Below are 17,945 nucleotides of genomic sequence, written 5' to 3' on the forward strand. Positions count from 1 at the left end.
ATAGCCGGGTTCACCTTCGGCGAGTTTTCGGGAGTACAAGTGAAATTCCGGCGGGCACTGGCGATCCCGGTCCTGGTAGCGACCGCGGCCCTCACCCTCACCGCGTGCGGCTCCGACGACGCCGAATCGGGCACGGTGGTCCGCATCGGCACCACCGACCGGGACAAGGCCTGGGACGTGTTCGAGCAGAAGGCCGCCGAACAGGGCATCACACTGAAGATCACCAACTTCTCCGACTACCAGCAGCCCAACGCGGCACTGGCGCAGAAGCAGATCGACGTCAACCTGTTCCAGCATCTGCAGTTCCTCGGCCAGTACAACGTGGCCAGTTCCGACACCCTCACCCCGATCGGTTCGACCTACATCGTGCCGCTGGGCCTGTACTCCAAGAAGCACAAGGCCCTGGCCGACATCCCCGCCGGCGGTGAGATCGCGATCCCCAACGATCCGACCAACCAGGCCCGCGCGCTGTTCGTACTGCAGGCGGCCGGGTTGCTGAAGCTCACCGGCACCTCGGCCCAGCCGACCCCGGCCGATATCGACAAGGGCGCCTCCAAGGTGCGGGTGACCCCGGTCGACGCCGCCCAGACCGCGCTGTCGCTGGCCTCGGTCGACGGATCGATCATCAACAACACCTTCCTCGAGCGCTCCGGTATCGACCCGCATTCGGCGCTCTACCAGGACGATCCGAAGAGCCCGGGCGCCGAGCCCTACATCAATGTGATCGTCACCCGCGCCGAGGACAAGACCAACCCGACGTATCTCAAGCTCGTCGAGATCTGGAAGGACCCGGCCGTGGCCGCCGCGCACGCCGAGGTCACCGGGAACACCGCGGTCGACGTGACCCGTCCGCCTGCGGAGCTGGAATCGATTCTCGACCGGGTGCAGCAGGGCATCCGCGCGAACAAGTGAGCGCGGCCGCCGTCGAGTTCCGCGCCGTCACCAAGGTCTTCGGCACGGGCGCCCAGCGGCACACCGCGCTCGACGGTATCGACCTGCGGATCGAACCGGGCGAGATCTTCGGGGTGATCGGCTATTCCGGGGCGGGCAAATCCACCCTGGTGCGCCTGATCAACGCGCTGGAGAAGCCGACCTCGGGCACCATCACCCTCTCCGGCACCCCCATCACCGGGGTGCCGGAGTCGGCGGTGCGCAGGCTGCGCCGCGACATCGGCATGGTGTTCCAGCAGTTCAACCTGTTCCGCTCGCGCACTGCCGCGGGCAATATCGAGTACCCGCTGAAGGTCGCGGGCTGGAAGCGGGCCGAGCGCAAGGCCCGCGTGGCCGAACTGCTCGAGTTCGTGGGACTCACCGACAAGGCGCGCGCCTATCCCGATCAGCTCTCCGGCGGGCAGAAGCAGCGGGTCGGGATCGCCCGCGCGCTGGCGACCTCGCCCTCGCTGCTGCTCGCCGACGAGGCCACCTCGGCGCTGGACCCGGAGACCACCGGCGAGGTGCTGCGGCTGCTGCGCAAGATCAACACCGAACTCGGGGTGACCATCGTGGTGATCACCCACGAGATGGATGTGCTGCGCGCGGTCGCCGACCGGGTGGCGGTGCTCGCCGAGGGCCGCATCGTCGAACTGGCGTCCACCTTCGACGTGTTCGCGGCCCCGCAGGCCGCGCCGACCCGCTCGTTCGTGGCCACGGTCCTGCACAACCGGCCCGACGCGGCCGAGCTGGACCGGCTGCGCGCCCTGCACGGCGGCCGCCTGGTCACCGTCGATGTCGACGACCATTCCGGTGTCGGCGCGGCGCTGGCCACCGCGAGCTCGGCCGGGGTGCGGTTCGAGATCGTCTACGGCGGCGTGAGCACCCTGCAGGACAGGACCTTCGGCAGCATCACCCTGTCGCTGCACGGGCCGGACGACGCGGTGGACCGCGTCGTGGCCGACCTCGAGCGGAAGGCGGGCTGATGGACACCGACTGGACCAAACTGCGGCCGATCCTGTTCGAATCGATCGGCACCACCATCTATCTGGTCGGGGTGACCTTCGTGGTCGCGGGCGTGATCGGCCTGGTGCTGGGCACCGCGCTCTACACCACCCGCAAGGGCGGGTTGCTCGCCAACACGCCGATCCATCTGGTGCTCAATGTGCTGGTGAACGTGGTGCGCCCGATCCCGTTCATCATCCTGCTCGCCGCGCTGGGCCCGGTGACGCTCGAGGTGGTCGGCACGACCATCGGCGCGGAGGCGGCGCTGTTCGTGATGATCGTGGCCGCCTCGTTCGGCATCGCCCGGATCGTGGAGCAGAACCTGGTGACGGTGGACCCGGGCGTCATCGAGGCGGCGCGGGCCGTGGGGGCCGGGCCGCTGCGGATCATCCTCACCCTGCTGATCCCGGAAGCTCTCGGGCCGCTGATCCTCGGCTACACCTTCGTGGTGATCTCGATCGTGGACATCTCCGCGATGGCGGGCACCATCGGCGGTGGCGGGCTCGGCGATTTCGCGATCGTCTACGGGTATCAGCGATTCCAGTGGGAGGTGACGCTGGTCGCGGTGCTGATCATCATCGCCGGGGTGCAGGCGGTGCAGTTCTTCGGCAACTGGCTGGCGCGGCGGGTCCTGCGCCGCTGACACGAAGGGGCACGCACCGCGACGGTGCGTGCCCCTTGCCCCGCGTCGATCAGACGTTGGCCGTGCAGGCCGACAGGATGACGCCCGCCGCGCGCGGCGAGGCCGAACCCGGGTCCGGGAACGGCGGGGCGCTGAAGCCCAGCACGTCCACCGCGGCACGCTCGGCGGCGCCCAGGGTGTAGTCCCAGGCCCAGCCAAAGCGGTAGTCCGCGCCCTGGGCGACAGCGCCACAGGCATTGCGGAACTCGACGACGATCTGGCAGTCCCACACACCGCATTCGGCCAGGGCGGCACCGCGCGCGGCTTCCCAGCTGCCGTAGTTGACCGCCGAGGCGACCACGGCTTCCTGCGGCGACAGCGCCAGCGCGCCGTAGAGGTCACCGGCGGCGGCCTGGAAGCCACCGTCGCGCGAGACCGCGGTGTAGCCGGGCGCCTCGGCGATGGCCACACCGCTCTCGGCCGCGGCGGCCGGACCGGCGGTGACCACGGTGAACGCGGCGGCGGCCGACAGCGCGGCCACACCAAGGGCGGATTTGCCCACAACTGACATCAGAGAATCTCCCCATCGAAATGTCGGCTTCGCGGTCGAAGCCGGACCCATCATGAACTGCCACCGGCTACCTCGGGAAATAGCTTTCCCGCATCGCCCGGCGACCGTCCGGCGAAATCCGTGCCGCCCGGACTCGTCCCGGACACCAGCGGATTTCGTACTTTTTGACGCCCGATTCCTCCCGAACTGTGCGTCCGCCACAGACTAGCAATCCGCACCGACAGGTTTCGCGCCGCCGAAACCGTGCTCCCGCACCGGCGTTCACCGCCGCTCCGCCAGCTCCTCCCTGGCCCGCATCAACGCGAAACCCAGCAGATTCAGCCCCCGCCACGACGCCGGGTCCGTCACCCGCGGATCCCCGGCCGTCATCCCGATCCCCCAGATCCGGTCCCGCGGACTGGCTTCCACCAGCACCCGCTCCCCCGTCCCGAGCAGATACTCCCGCAACCGCTCGTCCGCACCGAACTTCGCCACACTCCCCGCCACCACGATCCCGAACCGCGACTTCTCCCACTCCCCCTCGTCGAACCCCGAAACCTCCCGCCCCAAATTCTTCGCCTCCGCCGGATGCCCCACTCCCAGAACACGATCCGCCGTCACCGAGTCCCCGAACAACATCGCCTTGCGCCACATCATGTAATGCTCCGCCGTAGCGAACTCCACCCCCTCCACCACGAACGCCGCAGGCCACCACTGACTCAAACACCCCGCCCCGATCCCCCCGTCCCGCTGCGCCCGATGCCCCCAGAACGCCAGATACTTCGGCCGAGCCCCACCCTCGATCGCCCGGCACAATTCCCCGACAGACTCGATCATCACGACCCCTCCCAAGTTTTGGTCAAACAGACCATACATCCGAGACGGGGAGTGCCGCCAATGAATTCACGCCGGACGCAGCATCGCACGCACCGCGCGGAACTCGGGAATGCCGATGACGTAGGCCGCCACCGCGAACACCAGTATCGCGGCCACAGCCCCGGCCGCAGGAGCGGCGAGTCGCTCGGTCGCGGGTACGGCGATCGTGAGGCGCGCCGCCACGAGGGCACCCACCCCGGCCACCCCGGCCAGAACAGTCGCCGTGACGACCCGGCCGACAGTGACCGCGACGGTGGAGAACCCGAGCAGCCCGTGCCTGCGCCGCAACATCACATGACCCGCCACCGCGCCGACCACATAGGCCGCCGAGCCGGCGACACTCAGCATGACGATCACGGCGCGATCCCCGAGCACAGTGGCGGCCAGCACGAGCGTGCCGACCTTGACCGTCACCATGAGGAGGTTGAGCACCGCCGGCGTGCGGGTGTCGTTGTGGGCGTAGAACACCCGCATCTGCAGCATCACCAGCGCGAACGGCGCCAGGCCGAACGCCGAGCACGCGACAGCGGTCCCGATGAGCGCGGCAGAGCCATAGGGAACCTGGAACAGCAGCTCGGCGTAGGTATAGACCGAGACCCCACCGTGGTCGAACGCGATGCGCATCGTGATCGCGACCCCGATCTGGCTGATCACCGCATAGACCAGCAGCCAGCCCAGCATCGGGAGACCGGCCCGAACCGGACGCAAGGTATAGGGCAACGGCCGTGCCCGCCGCGCCCACCACCACGGTGATGCCGTAGAAGAAGATCTGCGGCAACAGATATGCCAGCCACGTCGCCAGACGCCGCTGCTCGCCATCCGCGCACGATCCGTTGTAGGCGTCGCCGACCGCGGCGGTCCCGAGTACAGCCGCCACCACGAATGTGCGTGCGAACCCGGTCACGCGGCTGATCACGCCCGCGATCGCGACTGTGCCACCGGACCACTCCGTGAAACCCAGCCTACGGAGACGCTGCCGGGAGTCGCTGTCACGGAGCTGCGAACACGCCCTGTTCGACGGCTCCGGTCCAGAAGGTGTGGAGGTCTTGTTGCCAGTAGCCCCAGGAGTGGGTGCCCGCGGGGCGGAAGTCGAAGGTGGCGGGGATGGCGAGGGTGGTGAGGCGGGTGTGGAGTTGGCGGGTGCACTGGGCGGTGATGCTGTCGAGGACGCCGCCGACGAGGAGCTGGTCGGCCAGTTTCATGGGGTCGCCGCCGATGCGGGGGCCGTCGAGGGTGTCGAGGGGGCCGGGCAGGCCGTTGCCGGTGCTCACGTAGAGGCCGACGCCGCGCAGGCGTTCGGCGTGCAGGTAGGGGTCGTTGGCGGCCCAGGCGGGGTCACCGGGGGCGCCCCACAGGTTCACCGGATTGCCCTGGCGCGCGGTCACGATCGCCGACACCATGGCCTGACCGGCGGGATCACTGGTGCGCACGCAGCCGCTGAAGGACCCGGCGAGCCGGAACCGTCGCGGCTGTTCCTGTGCCATCCGGAACACCGCCGAACTGGCCATCGACACCCCGGCCACCGCGTCGCGGCCGGTGCCGTGGAAGGCGGAGTCGATGACCGGGGGCAGTTCGGCGGTGAGGAAGGTGAGCCAGCGCTGAGTGCCCAGGGCCGGGTCCTCGGCCTGCCAGTCGGCGTAGAAGGTGCCGCCCCCGCCGATCGGCATCACCACTGTCGCCTGGGCGCCGTCGAGGAAGTCCAGGACATCGGTGCGGGTGAACCAGTTGCCGCCCGAACGCCAGTCCGCGGTCTCGGCGCCGCCGTCGACACCGTTGAGCAGATACAGCGCGCCCGCGGGCGCCGCGGGATCGGCGGCGGGCAGCACGGCCACGGTGATCGGGCGGTCCATCGCGGTGGAGAACACGGTCAGCTCGATCACCCGGCCGGGGCCCGCGGCCGTGGCGGCGACCGCGTACGAGCCGTCCGGTGCGGGCCGCGCCGCCGCGAGCGCCCGCGCCGCCACCGTCTCCGGGACCGGCTGTGCGAGCGCCACTCCGGGCAGGGCCAGCACCACGGCCGCGATCCAGCACACCAGCATGCCCCGCATCGGCGGCCACCTCCTCACACTCCGGTGGCGCCGAATCTAGGCCGAGCGCGCGCCGCCGAGTCCCGGTGCGGGACACCTCTGGGCATCCGACCGAGGCCGGTGCGTTCCGCTGGGATCGGCCACAACCGACGGGCCGGTGTGGAAGCTGCGCGCGATCATCGCCGAGCGCAGCTGCCACAGCCCCGAGGCGTGCGTCGGATCCAGCCCGGTCAGCTGCGCGACCCGCCGCAGCCGGTAGTCGACGGTGTTGGTGTGGATGTGCAGCAGCCGGGCGGTGCGCTGACGGTTCATGTTGTTGGCGATGTGCACCCGCAGCGTCTCGTAGAGCTCCGGATGACTTTCCAACGGCGCCAGCAGTTCCCCGAGCCGGGCGCGGCCCGGACCCGGCCGGGTGAGCTGGTATTCCAGGGCGAGATCGCCGAAGCGGTAGAGCGCGGGCGGGCAGTCCAGCCGCTCGACCATGTCGAGCAGTTCGTGCGCGCGCTGCGCGGCCGAGGGGATCTCCGCCGTGGTCGCGGGCACCAGCGCCGCCATCACGTCCACCCTGGCCGCCCGCGACAGCGCCTCGATCAGCGCGTCGAGCCGCTCCTCGGCGACCAGCTCGGCGGGGATCAGCAGGGTGCCGCCGTCGACCGACAGCAGCGAGAGCACCTGCTCGCCACAGCGATGCGCCAGCTCGGCCTGCACCCGGCGCAGTTTGCGCCGCGCCACCACCGCGCCGTTGAGCCGCGGGTCGTGCTCGTCGGGATGCTCCCGGATCGACAGCGCCAGCACCGAATACGCCTCGGCCACCGCGATCCCGCACTCGCGCGCCATGGTCAGCGTCGGCTGCCCGGCCAGCAGCGCCGAGGTGAGCGTGTGCACCGCGGTGTGGTGCTCGCCGGCGATGTCGCGGTGCTCGCGGATGTAGGCGCGGGTCACCGTCGTGCACAGCTGGTCGGAAATGGCCGTCGCCCGGCGGAATCCGTCGATCAGGCCGGCCGGGTCGGAGGTGGCCGCGTCCTGGAACACCGCGTCGAACGCCAGCTGGAATCCCTCGTGGAAGGCGTGCAGGATGGTGTCGATCGGCACCCCCTCGCGCGCCCAGCCCCCGGCGGCCACGGCCAGCCGGTTGAGCTTCTCGACCTCGTCGCGCCCGTCGAGCAGACCGCTGACGAGCTCGAGGCACATCCGCGTGATCGCCGTGACGTCACCGGCGATGGCGTCCCCGGGCAGGGTCCGGCAGGTCGCCACGGTGTCGACGAAATGGCCGACCAGCCGCGGGGTCATCGTCCGGACATCGCGCAGGGGCTGCCACAGCGTCGCCCCGCTCAGTGGGATCGTCATCGTCGACTCCTCCTTCCACACCGGACCGGTGCCACCGGTGGTGGTTCTCCTCCGGAGTCGTGCCGATGTGATGGCATACACTCCGGTTTGTTCGTGATCATGACTCTAGGATGAGTGACTACTCACCTTCTACTCCTCTTTGCACCGAGGTCCACAGATGCCACCGCAAGTCGATAAGCAGCGCAAACGCCCGAAACAGGATCGGGCGAAGGAGACACGAAGCCACATTCTCGAGGTATCCGCTCAGCTTTTCGGCACGCGCGGTATCGCCAACACGTCGACCAACAAGATCGCCGCCGAGGCGGGTCTGAGCATCGGCACGCTGTACCGGTATTTCAGCGACCGCGAGGAGATCGTCAAGGAGCTCACCGACAGCATGTTCCTGCAGGTCGAGGAGCGGTACGGGCGGCTGCTGGTGAACTCGGCGGACAAGACTCCCCGCGACGCCGTCGCCGAGGTCATCCGGATCGCGGTGGAGATCCTGGTCGCCAACGGTCCGCTGGTGCGCGCGCTGGTCGCCGACCTGCAGTTCTACGGCAGCGGCATCCCCGAATTCGAGCCGCGCCTGCGCATGATCATCAAGCTGTATCTGATCCAGATGCTCGGACCCACCCGCGGCATCGATATCGACACCATGGCATTCATCCTGCTCAACGCGGGTTTCGCCACCGCGCTGCGGTCGGTCGGCATGGAGGACGAGGGACTCGATCGCGAGGTCGTCATCGATTCCACCGCGGACATGATCGGCGTCTGGATCGCCTCGGTGGTGGACAACCAGGCCCCCTGACGCGAAAGGGCCCGGATCCCTGAGGATCCGGGCCCGCTCATCGGTGACCGATCAGCGCGCGTTCGCGGTGCAGATCGCGTCCACGACGTAGGCGCCGCTGAGGCCGCCCGAACCCGTGTTGGCCAGGACCGCGGTGGGCGTCCAGGTCGACAGGTTCTCGTAGGCCTTGCGCTCGGCCTCGGCGCGGGTCGGGCCCGACGCCCAGGCGAAGGCGTCGTTGCTCTCGACCAGGACACCGCAGCCGTTGGCCCACGTCATCACGACATTGCAGTCGCCCAGGTGGCAGTCGGCGACCGCGGCCGCCTCGGCGGCCTCGGCGCTGTCGAGGTTGACACTGAGGCCGTAGATCGGCTCGTTGTCACTGAGCGCGACCGACGCCCACAGGTCGCCCGCCGCGTTCGCCGAACCGGCACCGAGCACCGACCCGGCCGCAAGACCGAGCGCCGCCAGGGCGAGGCCGGCCTTACCCGTGAAACTCATTCGAAAGATCTCCTCTGGAAATGGATGGTGCACCGAGACGATAGGCCCGGACCCGCACCGGATCCAGACCCGATTCCTGGGGTGCTCAGCCGGCGTTGCTGGTGCAGACCGTGTCGATCAGGGAGCCGCCGGCCAGCTGCGACGAGCCGACGTTGACCAGCAGGTTCTGCGGGGTGCCCTCGGTCAGCGCGAGGTAGGCCTCCCGCTCGGCCTCGGCACGGTCGGCGCCCTTGCCCCAGGCGATGTAGTCCGCGTTCTCCACCAGAGCCAGGCAACCGTTGGCCCAGGTGACCTCGATGGCGCAGCCGTCCACGGCGCACTGCTCCAGTGCCGCGGCCTCGGCCTCGGCGCGCGTGGGGTAGTCGACGGCGCGACCGACGTTCGACCATTCCGCGTCCAAGGCCAGCGCGCCCCACTGATCGAGCGGCACCGCGTTCGCCGACCCGGCACCGAGAACCGACCCGGCCGCAAGACCGAGCGCCGCCACCGCGAGACCGGCCTTACCCATGAAACTCATTCGTAAACTCTCCTCATGAAACAATTCCGGGAATCCGGAACCGCTCATTTGACCACCGACTTCGCCCGGGCGCAGAAGTAAATGGCATGAATCACAGTGGGTTCGGTCCCGACATCACCGGCCGGTCGGCCCCGGTGACAACGCACCGCAGGCCCGGATCCACCGTGGGATCCGGGCCTGCGAGAAGACGGCGCTAGACCGTGAAGCCGAGGGCGCGCAGCTGTTCGCGGCCGTCCTCGGTGATCTTGTCCGGGCCCCACGGGGGCATCCAGACCCAGTTGATCTTCAGGTCCTCGACCAGGCCGCTGCGCACCAGCGCGTTGCGGGACTGGTCCTCGATGACGTCGGTCAGCGGACAGGCCGCCGAGGTGAGCGTCATGTCGAGGGTGGCGATGTTCTCCGCGTCCACGGACATGCCGTAGACCAGGCCGAGGTCCACGACATTGATGCCGAGTTCGGGGTCGACGACATCGCGCATGGCCTCCTCGAGGTCCTCCAGGTGCTGGACCTGCTCGGGGGTCAGCTCCACCTCGGGAGCGGCGGCTTCGGTGGGCTCGGCGGCCGGTGTCTCAGTCATCACGCTTCCCCATTTCCCATGGCAGGCTTGGCTTCTTCGGCCGAGGCGATCTGCACGACGGCGTCCTTGAACGCCATCCACCCCAGCAGTGCGCACTTCACGCGCGCCGGGTATTTGGCGACGCCCGCGAGTGCGATGCCGTCACCGATCACGTCCTCGTCGCCCTCGACGGTGCCGCGGCTGGAGATCATCTCGCTGTAGGAGTCGACCACCTTCAACGCCTGCTGCACCGGCAGCCCGATCACCTGATCGGTGAGGATCGAGGTGGCGGCCTGGCTGATCGAGCAGCCCTGACCGTCGTAGGAGACGTCGGCGACCTCGCCGGCGTCGTCGAGGTGCACACGCAGGGTCACCTCGTCACCGCAGGTCGGGTTCACGTGGTGCACTTCGGCACCGAACGGCTCCCGCAGCCCGCGGTGGTGCGGGTGTTTGTAGTGGTCCAGGATCACTTCCTGGTACATCTGCTCCATGCGCATGGTCTATGCAACTCCGAAGAAGCTCTGAGCCTTCCGCACGGCCTGGACCAGCGCGTCGACCTCGTCGAGGGTGTTGTACACGGCGAAGGACGCCCGCGCGGTGGCGGCGACACCGAACTTGCGGTGCAGCGGCCAGGCGCAGTGGTGCCCGACGCGGATGGCCACGCCCTGGTCGTCGAGGATCTGGCCCACGTCGTGGGCGTGGATGCCGTCGACCACGAAGGCCACCGCGCCACCACGGTCCACGTTCTCGGTGGGCCCGATGATCCGGACGCCCTCGATGCCGCGCAGACCTTCGAGCGCGGCGCCGGTGAGCGCGTGCTCGTGCGCGGCGATCGCGTCCATGCCGAGGTCCTCCAGGTAGCGGACCGCGGCGGCCAGCCCGACGACCTGCGAGGTCATCGGCGTGCCCGCCTCGAAACGCTGCGGCGGCGGCGCGTAGGTGGTCTTCTCCATGGTGACGGTCTCGATCATCGACCCGCCGGTGATGTAGGGCGGGGTCTGCTCGAGCAGCGCCCGACGGCCCCACAGACCGCCCACACCCATCGGGCCGAGCATCTTGTGCCCGGAGAACGCGGCGAAGTCCACGCCGAGTTCACGGAAGTTCACCGCCATGTGCGGCACCGACTGGCAGGCGTCGAGCACGACCAGCGCGCCGACTTCCTGTGCCCGGCGGACCAATTCGGCCACCGGGGCCACCGCGCCGGTCACATTCGACTGGTGGGTGAACGCGAGAACCTTGGTCGCGGGCGAGAGTTCGAGCGAGTCCAGGTCGATGCGGCCGTCGTCGGTGATGCCGTACCACTTGAGCGTGGCGCCGGTGCGGCGCGCGAGTTCCTGCCACGGAACGAGATTCGCGTGGTGTTCGAGCTCGGTGATGACGATCTCGTCGCCGGGGCCCACCTTGTGCGGGAACCGGTCGTCGCCGAAGGCGTTGGCCACCAGGTTCAGCGACTCGGTCGCGTTCTTGGTGAACACGATCTCCCCGGCGTCGGCGCCGACGAAGCGCGCGATGGCCACGCGGGCGTCCTCGTAGGAGTCGGTGGCCTCCTCCGCGAGCTGGTGGGCGCCACGGTGCACCGCCGAATTGCGGGTGAGCAGGAAATCGCGTTCGGCGTCGAGCACCTGCAGCGGGCGCTGCGAGGTCGCGCCGGAATCCAGGTACACCAGCGGTTTCCCGTCCCGGACCGTGCGGTTCAGGATCGGGAAGTCGGCCCGGATCCGGGCGACGTCGAGGGCGGGCACCGTGGCGGTCATGTCAGGCTCCAGCGGTCGCGGAGGTGAAGCGCACGTAGCCGTTGGCGTCGAGTTCCTCGGCCAGCTCGGAACCGCCCTCGGCGACGATCTTGCCGCCGACGAACACGTGCACGAAGTCGGGCTGGATGTAGCGCAGGATGCGGGTGTAGTGCGTGATCAGCAGGACACCACCGTTCTCGCGCTCCTTGTAGCGGTTGACGCCCTCGGAGACGATGCGCAGCGCGTCGACGTCCAGGCCCGAGTCGGTCTCGTCCAGGATCGCGATCTTCGGCTTGAGCAGACCCAGCTGCAGCACCTCGTGACGCTTCTTCTCGCCACCGGAGAAGCCCTCGTTCACCGAGCGGTCGGCGAAGGCGGAATCGATGTCGAGCTCCTTCATCGACTCCTTCACCTCCTTGACCCAGGTACGCAGCTTGGGGGCCTCGCCGCGCACGGCGGTGGCGGCGGTGCGCAGGAAGTTCGACATCGAGACACCGGGGACCTCGACCGGGTACTGCATGGCCAGGAACAGCCCGGCGCGGGCACGCTCGTCGACCGACATCTCCAGCACGTCCTCACCGTCGAGGGTGATGGTGCCCTGGGTGACGGTGTACTTGGGGTGACCGGCGATCACGTAGGACAGCGTCGACTTGCCCGAGCCGTTGGGGCCCATGATGGCGTGGGTCTCGCCGGAGCGCACGGTCAGGTTCACGCCGTTGAGGATCTTCTTGGCCTCACCCTCGGGCGTGGTGATCTCGGCGTGCAGGTCCTTGATTTCCAAGGTGGTCATCGAATTCGGATTCCTTCGTGGGGAGTAAGTGTGTGTCAGATACCGACAGTGGCGAGCTCGGCCTCGATGGCCGCCTCGAGCCGCTCCCGGACCTCGGGGACCGCGATCTTCTGGATGATCTCGTGGAAGAAGCCGCGCACCACCAGGCGGCGGGCGACGTCCTCGGGAATGCCGCGAGCGCGCAGGTAGAACAGCTGCTCGTCGTCGAAACGGCCGGTGGCACTGGCGTGTCCGGCACCGGCGATCTCGCCGGTCTCGATCTCCAGGTTCGGCACCGAGTCGGCGCGCGCGCCGTCGGTGAGCACCAGGTTGCGGTTGGCCTCGTAGGTGTCGGTGCCCTCCGCGGCGGCGCGGATGAGCACGTCGCCGACCCACACGGTGCGCGCGTCACCCTTGGCCGAGGCCGGATCACCCTGCAGCGCACCCTTGTACAGCACATTGGACTTGCAGTTGGGCTCGGAGTGATCGACCAGCAACCGCTGCTCGAAGTGCTGGCCCGCGTCGGCGAAGTACAGGCCGAACAGCTCCGCCTCGCCGCCGGGACCGGCGTAGCGCACGGTGCCGGTGAGCCGGACCAGCTCGCCACCCAGGGTGGCCGCGAAGTGCCGCACGGTGGCGTCGCGCCCCAGCTTCAGGTGGTGCGCGGTGGTGTGCACGGCGTCTTCGTTCCACTCCTGGACCGCGACGACGGTGAGCTGGGCACTGTCCCCGAGCACGAATTCGACGTTCTCGGCGTAGGTTCCGCTGCCGCGCTGGTCGATGACCACGGTGGCGACGGCGAAGTTGCCCAGGCGGACCTGCAGGTGACCGTAGGCGGTCTTGCCCTCACCCGGGCCGGTGATCGTCACGGTGACGGGTTCGGCGACCTCGGTCTCCGCGCCCACCGAGACGACAGTGGCGGTCTCGAAGCCCGAATACGCCTGGGCCGCGACCCGATCGGCGGGGGTACCGGCCTGGCCGAGCCGGGCGTCGGTACGGTCCACGGTCTCCACCGTGACACCCTCGACCGGCGTGACCTCGACGGTGGCCTGCCCGTCACGCACGGCGGTGCCGTCGTGCAGACCGCGCAGACGGCGGATCGGGGTGAACCGCCACTCCTCGTCGCGGCCCGAAGGCACCTCGAACGCGTTCACGTCGAACGAGGTGAAGACCTCGCCCTTGTTGATCGCGGGAATGCGAGCCTCGGCGGCCTCGGCAACGTTGTCCACGGCCATCAGCCGACGGCTCCTTCCATCTGCAGTTCGATCAGGCGGTTCAGCTCGAGGGCGTATTCCATCGGCAGTTCCTTGGCGATGGGCTCGACGAAGCCGCGCACCACCATGGCCATCGCCTCGTCCTCGGTGAGGCCGCGGCTCATCAGATAGAACAGCTGATCCTCGGAGACCTTGGAGACCGTCGCCTCGTGGCCCATGGTCACGTCGTCCTCGCGGATGTCGACGTAGGGGTAGGTGTCGGAGCGGCTGATCGTGTCGACCAGCAGCGCGTCGCACTTCACCGTCGACTTGGAGCCGTGGGCACCCTTGTTGATCTGGACCAGACCGCGGTAGGACGCGCGCCCGCCACCACGCGCCACCGACTTCGACACGATGGTCGAGGAGGTGTGCGGGGCCAGGTGCAGCATCTTCGCGCCGGTGTCCTGGTGCTGGCCGACACCGGCGAACGCCACCGAGAGGACCTCGCCGTGGGCGTGCTCGCCGGTCATCCAGACCGCCGGGTACTTCATGGTGACCTTGGAGCCGATGTTGCCGTCGACCCACTCCATGGTGGCGCCCGCCTCGGCCTTGGCCCGCTTGGTGACCAGGTTGTAGACGTTGTTGGACCAGTTCTGGATGGTCGTGTAGCGGCAGCGGCCGCCCTTCTTCACGATGATCTCCACGACCGCGGAGTGCAGCGAGTCCGACTTGTAGATCGGGGCTGTACAACCCTCGACGTAGTGCACGTAGGCGTTCTCGTCGACGATGATCAGGGTGCGCTCGAACTGGCCCATGTTCTCGGTGTTGATCCGGAAGTAGGCCTGCAGCGGGATGTCGACGTGCACGCCCGGCGGCACGTAGATGAACGAGCCACCCGACCACACGGCGGTGTTGAGCGCGGAGAACTTGTTGTCGCCGGCGGGGATCACCGAGCCGAAGTACTCCTGGAAGATCTCCGGGTGCTCCTTGAGCGCGGTGTCGGTGTCGAGGAAGATGACGCCCTGCTTCTCCAGGTCCTCGCGGATGGAGTGGTAGACGACCTCGGACTCGTACTGCGCGGCGACACCGGAGACCAGCCGCTGCTTCTCCGCCTCGGGGATGCCCAGCTTGTCGTAGGTGTTCTTGATGTCCTCGGGCAGGTCTTCCCAGCTCTCGGCCTGCTTCTCCGAGGAGCGCACGAAGTACTTGATGTTGTCGAAGTCGATGCCGTCGAGGTTGGAACCCCAGTTCGGCATGGGCTTGCGATCGAAGATGCGCAGCGCCTTGAGGCGGATGTCGAGCATCCACTCCGGCTCGCTCTTCTTGGCCGAGATGTCGCGAACGACAGCTTCCGACAGACCGCGTTGCGCGCTGGCGCCGGCCTCGTCCGAGTCGGCCCAGCCGTAACCGTACGTGCCCAGCGAGGCGATGGTTTCGTCTTGGGTGAGCGGTTGCACCTGATCGGCGGCAGTCGTCATTCGGCACTCCTTCCGGAGTCGTTCGTTCGTCCCGCCGCGGGCTGTGCGGCGGATGGGGTGGAAGCTGTTTTCTGTACCGCGACCAACGGCACATGGGTGGTGCACGCGCAATCGCCGTTGGCGATCGTCGCAAGTCGCTGCACATGGGTGCCGAGCAGGTCCCGGAAAGCGTCCAGTTCGGCGTCGCACAACTGCGGGAACTCCTCGGCCACGTGGGCCACCGGGCAGTGGTGCTGACAGATCTGCACACCGGCACCGACCTGGCGGGTGGTGGCGGCGAAACCGGCGTCGGCGAAGGCTTCCGCGATCTCGGACACCTTGGCCTCGATCTGGGGAGCGGTGTGTTCGGCGACCGGCTCGATGCCGTCGACGATCGTGCGGACCCGCTTGCGCGCGAATTCGGTGATCGCCGCGTCGCCGCCGATCTCACCGAGCTGGCGGATCGCCGCCCCGGCCAGATCGTCGTAGGCGTGGCCCAGGTTGCCCCGGCCCGCCGCGGTCAGCTGGTACTGCTTGGCGGGACGGCCCCGCCCCTTCTGCTGCCAGGGCGCCGAGCGATTCGCCCGTGCCTGGCCTGCGTCGATGAGCGCGTCGAGGTGCCTGCGCACGCCCGCGGGCGCGAGCCCGAGCGCGGTGCCGATCGCCGTCGCCGTGATCGGCCCCTCTTCGAGCAGCAACTGGACGATGGCCGCCCTGGTCTGCCCTTCGTGCGCCGTCGCCGCGGGTAGCGCCGACGACCGGGCGCCGGTCGTCTTACGACCGGTCCCGTCCTCGCCTGCCCGCAAACCCACGGTTTTCACAACACCAGTGTGGCGGAATTACTTCCCTAAATCTAATAAGGGTCCCCTGACAAAGGGTGCCCTGACCTGCACAGAAGCCCCCCACACCCCACCCCACCCCGACAAAACCCCAGGTGCGGCCCCTCCACCCCACCCCAACCCCCACCCCGAGGTGACTCATCGCACAGCCGTCCATCACCCTTTCAGCCCCCACAACGCACCTCTATCGAAGACTCCACGAGCCTCGGAGGCGCACCCGGCCGTGGCACGATAGCCGGGCATCCGATCGGCTCTCAGGGGGAATCACGTGCAACGACTGTTGCTCGCTGCCGCAATGCTCGTCACCGTCGTCGCCTGCGCCGGAGAAGAAGCGCCACCGTACTGGTCCGTCGAAGCGACGACCGACGATCAGATCTTCGACATGTTGCGGCAAGCCAGGGGGATCGAAGCATGCGCGCTGGTTCCCCGGACCGAACTCGCCGAGCTCGGCATGCCGGGGCCCGATCGGCTACGCCGCACAGAGGGCTGCGCAACGACGCTGACGACCGCCGACGGTCCGGGCAGCTTCGACCTGACGGTTGTCGCGGGCACCTTCGACGGCGCGTGGGGCGTCGTCCCCGATACGAGCGAGTCCACGACGATCGGTGGTGCCACTCTCACGACGATCGAGGACCGCGACAGCAGGCGCGATCGCTCGATTCCGGAGGGCGAGCGGTGGTGCCGGGTAGATGTGAAGTATCCGGCGTCGGTCGGGTACACAGCGCTTCTGCACCTGCCCGCGGGCAGCGATCCGTGTCCGGCCGCCGAGCGCCTGGCCGAGGCCGCGATGGGGAAATGGATCGAGCAGCCGCAGCACGGCACCACCGCTGGGCTGCCGCGTAGCGTCCTCACCGGTGCCGATCCGTGCGCGGTCCCCGTCGCCCTCGGCGCGAGCATCGCCGCGAACGAACAACAGCTGGGCGCCTGCGCGTTCCGGCTCGACGGCGTCCACACGGCGATCCTGTTCGACTACCTCCCCGAATCCAGTTTCGATGGCCCCCTCGACGAACGCGGACGCTACGACCTCCCCGACGGACCCGCCCTCATGAAAGGCCGACTCGGTCCCGGGTTCACCGTCGACGAAGACAACCGGCCCCTGGTCCCCACCGTCGCCGTAGGCGGCGACACCCCTACCTCTCACCGGGTCATGAACGCCGTCCTGGACCACTATCGCTGAGCCGGTACGGATCGCGCGGTCACCGAGCGCCGGAGCGGATGTCCCGGGTGTGTCCGCGGTGATCAACCGTCCAGCTGGGTGGGTCGGGGTCTGGCACGATGGGAGGGTGTCGAACCCGCCTGTAACGACGTGTGTGCGTCATCCTGATCGGCCCACCGGGCTCGCGTGTACGCGGTGTGGGCGGCCTGCCTGTCCGGAGTGCCTGCGGCCCGCCGCGGTGGGGCAGCACTGTGTGGATTGTGTGCGGCAGGGGCAGCGTGAGGTGCGGCCGGTGCGGACCGTGGGTGGGGCGCGGGCCGGTGGGGCGGCGGTGCCGTCTGTGACCTACGGGTTGATCGCGGTGAATGTGCTGGTCTATGTGATCACCGCGGCGCAGGCCGGTAGCGCGATGGACAACTATCGCGGGTCGGCGCTGTTCCGGGCGTGGGTGCTGGTGCCGCGGCTGGTCGCGGACGGGGAATGGATCCGGGTACTCGGGTCGGGCTTCCTGCACTACGGCGCGATCCATCTGCTGGTCAACATGTTCGCCCTCTACATCGTGGGGCGCGACCTCGAGCGGGTGCTCGGGCGGGCGCGGTTCGCCGCGGTGTATCTGGTGTCACTACTGGGTGGTTCGGCCGCCGTGATGGCGCTGACCGAGTCCATCGGCGCGACCGCGGGCGCGTCCGGCGCGGTGTACGGCCTGTTCGGCGCGGTCACCGTGACCCTGCTGCGCCTGCGGCAGAGCCCGACACCGATGCTGGTGGTGATCGGTGTCAATGTGGTGATCAGCTTCTCGATCCCGGGCATCTCGCTGTGGGGGCACCTCGGTGGCCTCGCGGCGGGCACCCTCAGCGCCCTGGGCATCCTGTTCGTCCCGGAATGGCTGTCGGCCAAGACCCCGGAGGCGGCGCAGCGCATCGGCTGGGCGGCACTGGGCGCCGTGGCGCTGCTGTGCCTGGCGGTCGTGGCCGGTGCCGCCGTGACACAGCGCGGCGAACCGCCGGTGGTGCTCGTCGGCGCACCGCCCGGCACGAGCCAGTCCTGACCGGCGACGGCGGCACCGGCCGACCTGCCGTAGCCGACCGGCGCAGGACCCGC

The 17,945-nt window shown here is 68.9% G+C and carries 20 protein-coding genes; 6 read left to right on the forward strand and 14 right to left on the reverse strand.

The window, feature by feature from the left end:
- Positions 1-39: 39 nt before the first annotated feature.
- From ACFC06_RS06670 to ACFC06_RS06680, 3 genes are read left to right on the forward strand one after another with little or no spacing between them, the layout of a single operon-like run.
- Positions 40-912, forward strand: coding sequence for a MetQ/NlpA family ABC transporter substrate-binding protein (locus ACFC06_RS06670; RefSeq protein ID WP_375928568.1), 873 nt, complete (start codon positions 40-42; stop codon positions 910-912).
- Complete coding sequence (locus ACFC06_RS06675; protein WP_375928570.1) at positions 909-1,916, forward strand: methionine ABC transporter ATP-binding protein; 1,008 nt, start codon at positions 909-911, stop codon at positions 1,914-1,916. The genes ACFC06_RS06670 and ACFC06_RS06675 overlap by 4 nt, the downstream gene beginning before the upstream one ends.
- Positions 1,916-2,578 carry a methionine ABC transporter permease gene (locus ACFC06_RS06680; protein ID WP_375928572.1) on the forward strand — a complete coding sequence of 221 codons (663 nt, stop codon included), beginning with the start codon at positions 1,916-1,918 and terminating at the stop codon, positions 2,576-2,578. The genes ACFC06_RS06675 and ACFC06_RS06680 overlap by 1 nt, the downstream gene beginning before the upstream one ends.
- Positions 2,579-2,627: 49 nt before the next feature.
- On the opposite strand, the gene ACFC06_RS06685 is transcribed toward ACFC06_RS06680, so the two are convergent.
- From ACFC06_RS06685 to ACFC06_RS06705, 5 genes are all read right to left on the reverse strand, one after another.
- A complete protein-coding gene (locus ACFC06_RS06685) occupies positions 2,628-3,128 on the reverse strand; it encodes a DUF4189 domain-containing protein (protein WP_375928574.1) in 501 nt (166 codons plus the stop codon).
- Between the two features lie 261 nt (positions 3,129-3,389).
- A complete protein-coding gene (locus tag ACFC06_RS06690) occupies positions 3,390-3,944 on the reverse strand; it encodes an NADAR family protein (RefSeq protein WP_375928576.1) in 555 nt (184 codons plus the stop codon).
- Positions 3,945-4,010: 66 nt separating this feature from the next.
- Positions 4,011-4,664 carry a lipid II flippase MurJ gene (locus ACFC06_RS06695; protein ID WP_375928578.1) on the reverse strand — a complete coding sequence of 218 codons (654 nt, stop codon included), beginning with the start codon at positions 4,662-4,664 and terminating at the stop codon, positions 4,011-4,013.
- A gap of 308 nt (positions 4,665-4,972) precedes the next feature.
- Positions 4,973-6,031 carry an alpha/beta hydrolase gene (locus ACFC06_RS06700; RefSeq protein WP_375928580.1) on the reverse strand — a complete coding sequence of 353 codons (1,059 nt, stop codon included), beginning with the start codon at positions 6,029-6,031 and terminating at the stop codon, positions 4,973-4,975.
- A 36-nt stretch (positions 6,032-6,067) separates the two neighbouring features.
- Positions 6,068-7,357: a PucR family transcriptional regulator gene (locus ACFC06_RS06705; RefSeq protein WP_375928582.1), complete on the reverse strand. Its 1,290-nt coding sequence runs from the start codon at positions 7,355-7,357 to the stop codon at positions 6,068-6,070.
- A 157-nt stretch (positions 7,358-7,514) separates the two neighbouring features.
- Here ACFC06_RS06705 and ACFC06_RS06710 point away from each other — a divergent pair, with 157 nt between their 5' ends.
- Positions 7,515-8,144, forward strand: a complete 630-nt coding sequence (locus tag ACFC06_RS06710) for a TetR/AcrR family transcriptional regulator (protein WP_375928584.1) — start codon at positions 7,515-7,517, stop codon at positions 8,142-8,144.
- Positions 8,145-8,195: 51 nt separating this feature from the next.
- Here ACFC06_RS06710 and ACFC06_RS06715 read toward each other — a convergent pair whose 3' ends face one another.
- From ACFC06_RS06715 to ACFC06_RS06755, 9 genes are all read right to left on the reverse strand, one after another.
- Positions 8,196-8,624 carry a DUF4189 domain-containing protein gene (locus ACFC06_RS06715; protein WP_375928586.1) on the reverse strand — a complete coding sequence of 143 codons (429 nt, stop codon included), beginning with the start codon at positions 8,622-8,624 and terminating at the stop codon, positions 8,196-8,198.
- 85 nt (positions 8,625-8,709) lie between these two features.
- Positions 8,710-9,141: a DUF4189 domain-containing protein gene (locus ACFC06_RS06720; protein ID WP_375928588.1), complete on the reverse strand. Its 432-nt coding sequence runs from the start codon at positions 9,139-9,141 to the stop codon at positions 8,710-8,712.
- A gap of 193 nt (positions 9,142-9,334) precedes the next feature.
- Positions 9,335-9,718: a metal-sulfur cluster assembly factor gene (locus ACFC06_RS06725; RefSeq protein WP_375928590.1), complete on the reverse strand. Its 384-nt coding sequence runs from the start codon at positions 9,716-9,718 to the stop codon at positions 9,335-9,337.
- Positions 9,718-10,194 (reverse strand): Fe-S cluster assembly sulfur transfer protein SufU, encoded by a 477-nt coding sequence (gene sufU / locus ACFC06_RS06730; RefSeq protein WP_278264315.1) that lies wholly within the window; start codon positions 10,192-10,194, stop codon positions 9,718-9,720. The genes ACFC06_RS06725 and sufU overlap by 1 nt, the downstream gene beginning before the upstream one ends.
- A 3-nt stretch (positions 10,195-10,197) precedes the next feature.
- Positions 10,198-11,451: a cysteine desulfurase gene (locus ACFC06_RS06735; protein ID WP_375928592.1), complete on the reverse strand. Its 1,254-nt coding sequence runs from the start codon at positions 11,449-11,451 to the stop codon at positions 10,198-10,200.
- A 1-nt stretch (position 11,452) separates the two neighbouring features.
- Positions 11,453-12,220, reverse strand: coding sequence for a Fe-S cluster assembly ATPase SufC (gene sufC / locus ACFC06_RS06740; RefSeq protein ID WP_375928594.1), 768 nt, complete (start codon positions 12,218-12,220; stop codon positions 11,453-11,455).
- A gap of 35 nt (positions 12,221-12,255) precedes the next feature.
- Positions 12,256-13,434, reverse strand: a complete 1,179-nt coding sequence (gene sufD / locus ACFC06_RS06745; RefSeq protein WP_375928596.1) for a Fe-S cluster assembly protein SufD — start codon at positions 13,432-13,434, stop codon at positions 12,256-12,258.
- A complete protein-coding gene (gene sufB / locus ACFC06_RS06750) occupies positions 13,434-14,870 on the reverse strand; it encodes a Fe-S cluster assembly protein SufB (RefSeq protein ID WP_375928598.1) in 1,437 nt (478 codons plus the stop codon). Before sufB ends, sufD begins: the two co-directional genes overlap by 1 nt.
- Positions 14,867-15,670, reverse strand: a complete 804-nt coding sequence (locus ACFC06_RS06755; protein ID WP_336083923.1) for a metalloregulator ArsR/SmtB family transcription factor — start codon at positions 15,668-15,670, stop codon at positions 14,867-14,869. Before ACFC06_RS06755 ends, sufB begins: the two co-directional genes overlap by 4 nt.
- A 286-nt stretch (positions 15,671-15,956) precedes the next feature.
- On the opposite strand from ACFC06_RS06755, the gene ACFC06_RS06760 reads away from it, so the two are divergent.
- Positions 15,957-16,865 carry a hypothetical protein gene (locus ACFC06_RS06760; protein WP_375928600.1) on the forward strand — a complete coding sequence of 303 codons (909 nt, stop codon included), beginning with the start codon at positions 15,957-15,959 and terminating at the stop codon, positions 16,863-16,865.
- 61 nt (positions 16,866-16,926) lie between these two features.
- Complete coding sequence (locus ACFC06_RS06765; RefSeq protein WP_375935242.1) at positions 16,927-17,892, forward strand: rhomboid family intramembrane serine protease; 966 nt, start codon at positions 16,927-16,929, stop codon at positions 17,890-17,892.
- Positions 17,893-17,945 lie beyond the last annotated feature (53 nt).

Origin of the sequence: Nocardia sp. NPDC056064, assembly GCF_042266925.1 — a bacterium.
Taxonomy (GTDB): domain Bacteria; phylum Actinomycetota; class Actinomycetes; order Mycobacteriales; family Mycobacteriaceae; genus Nocardia.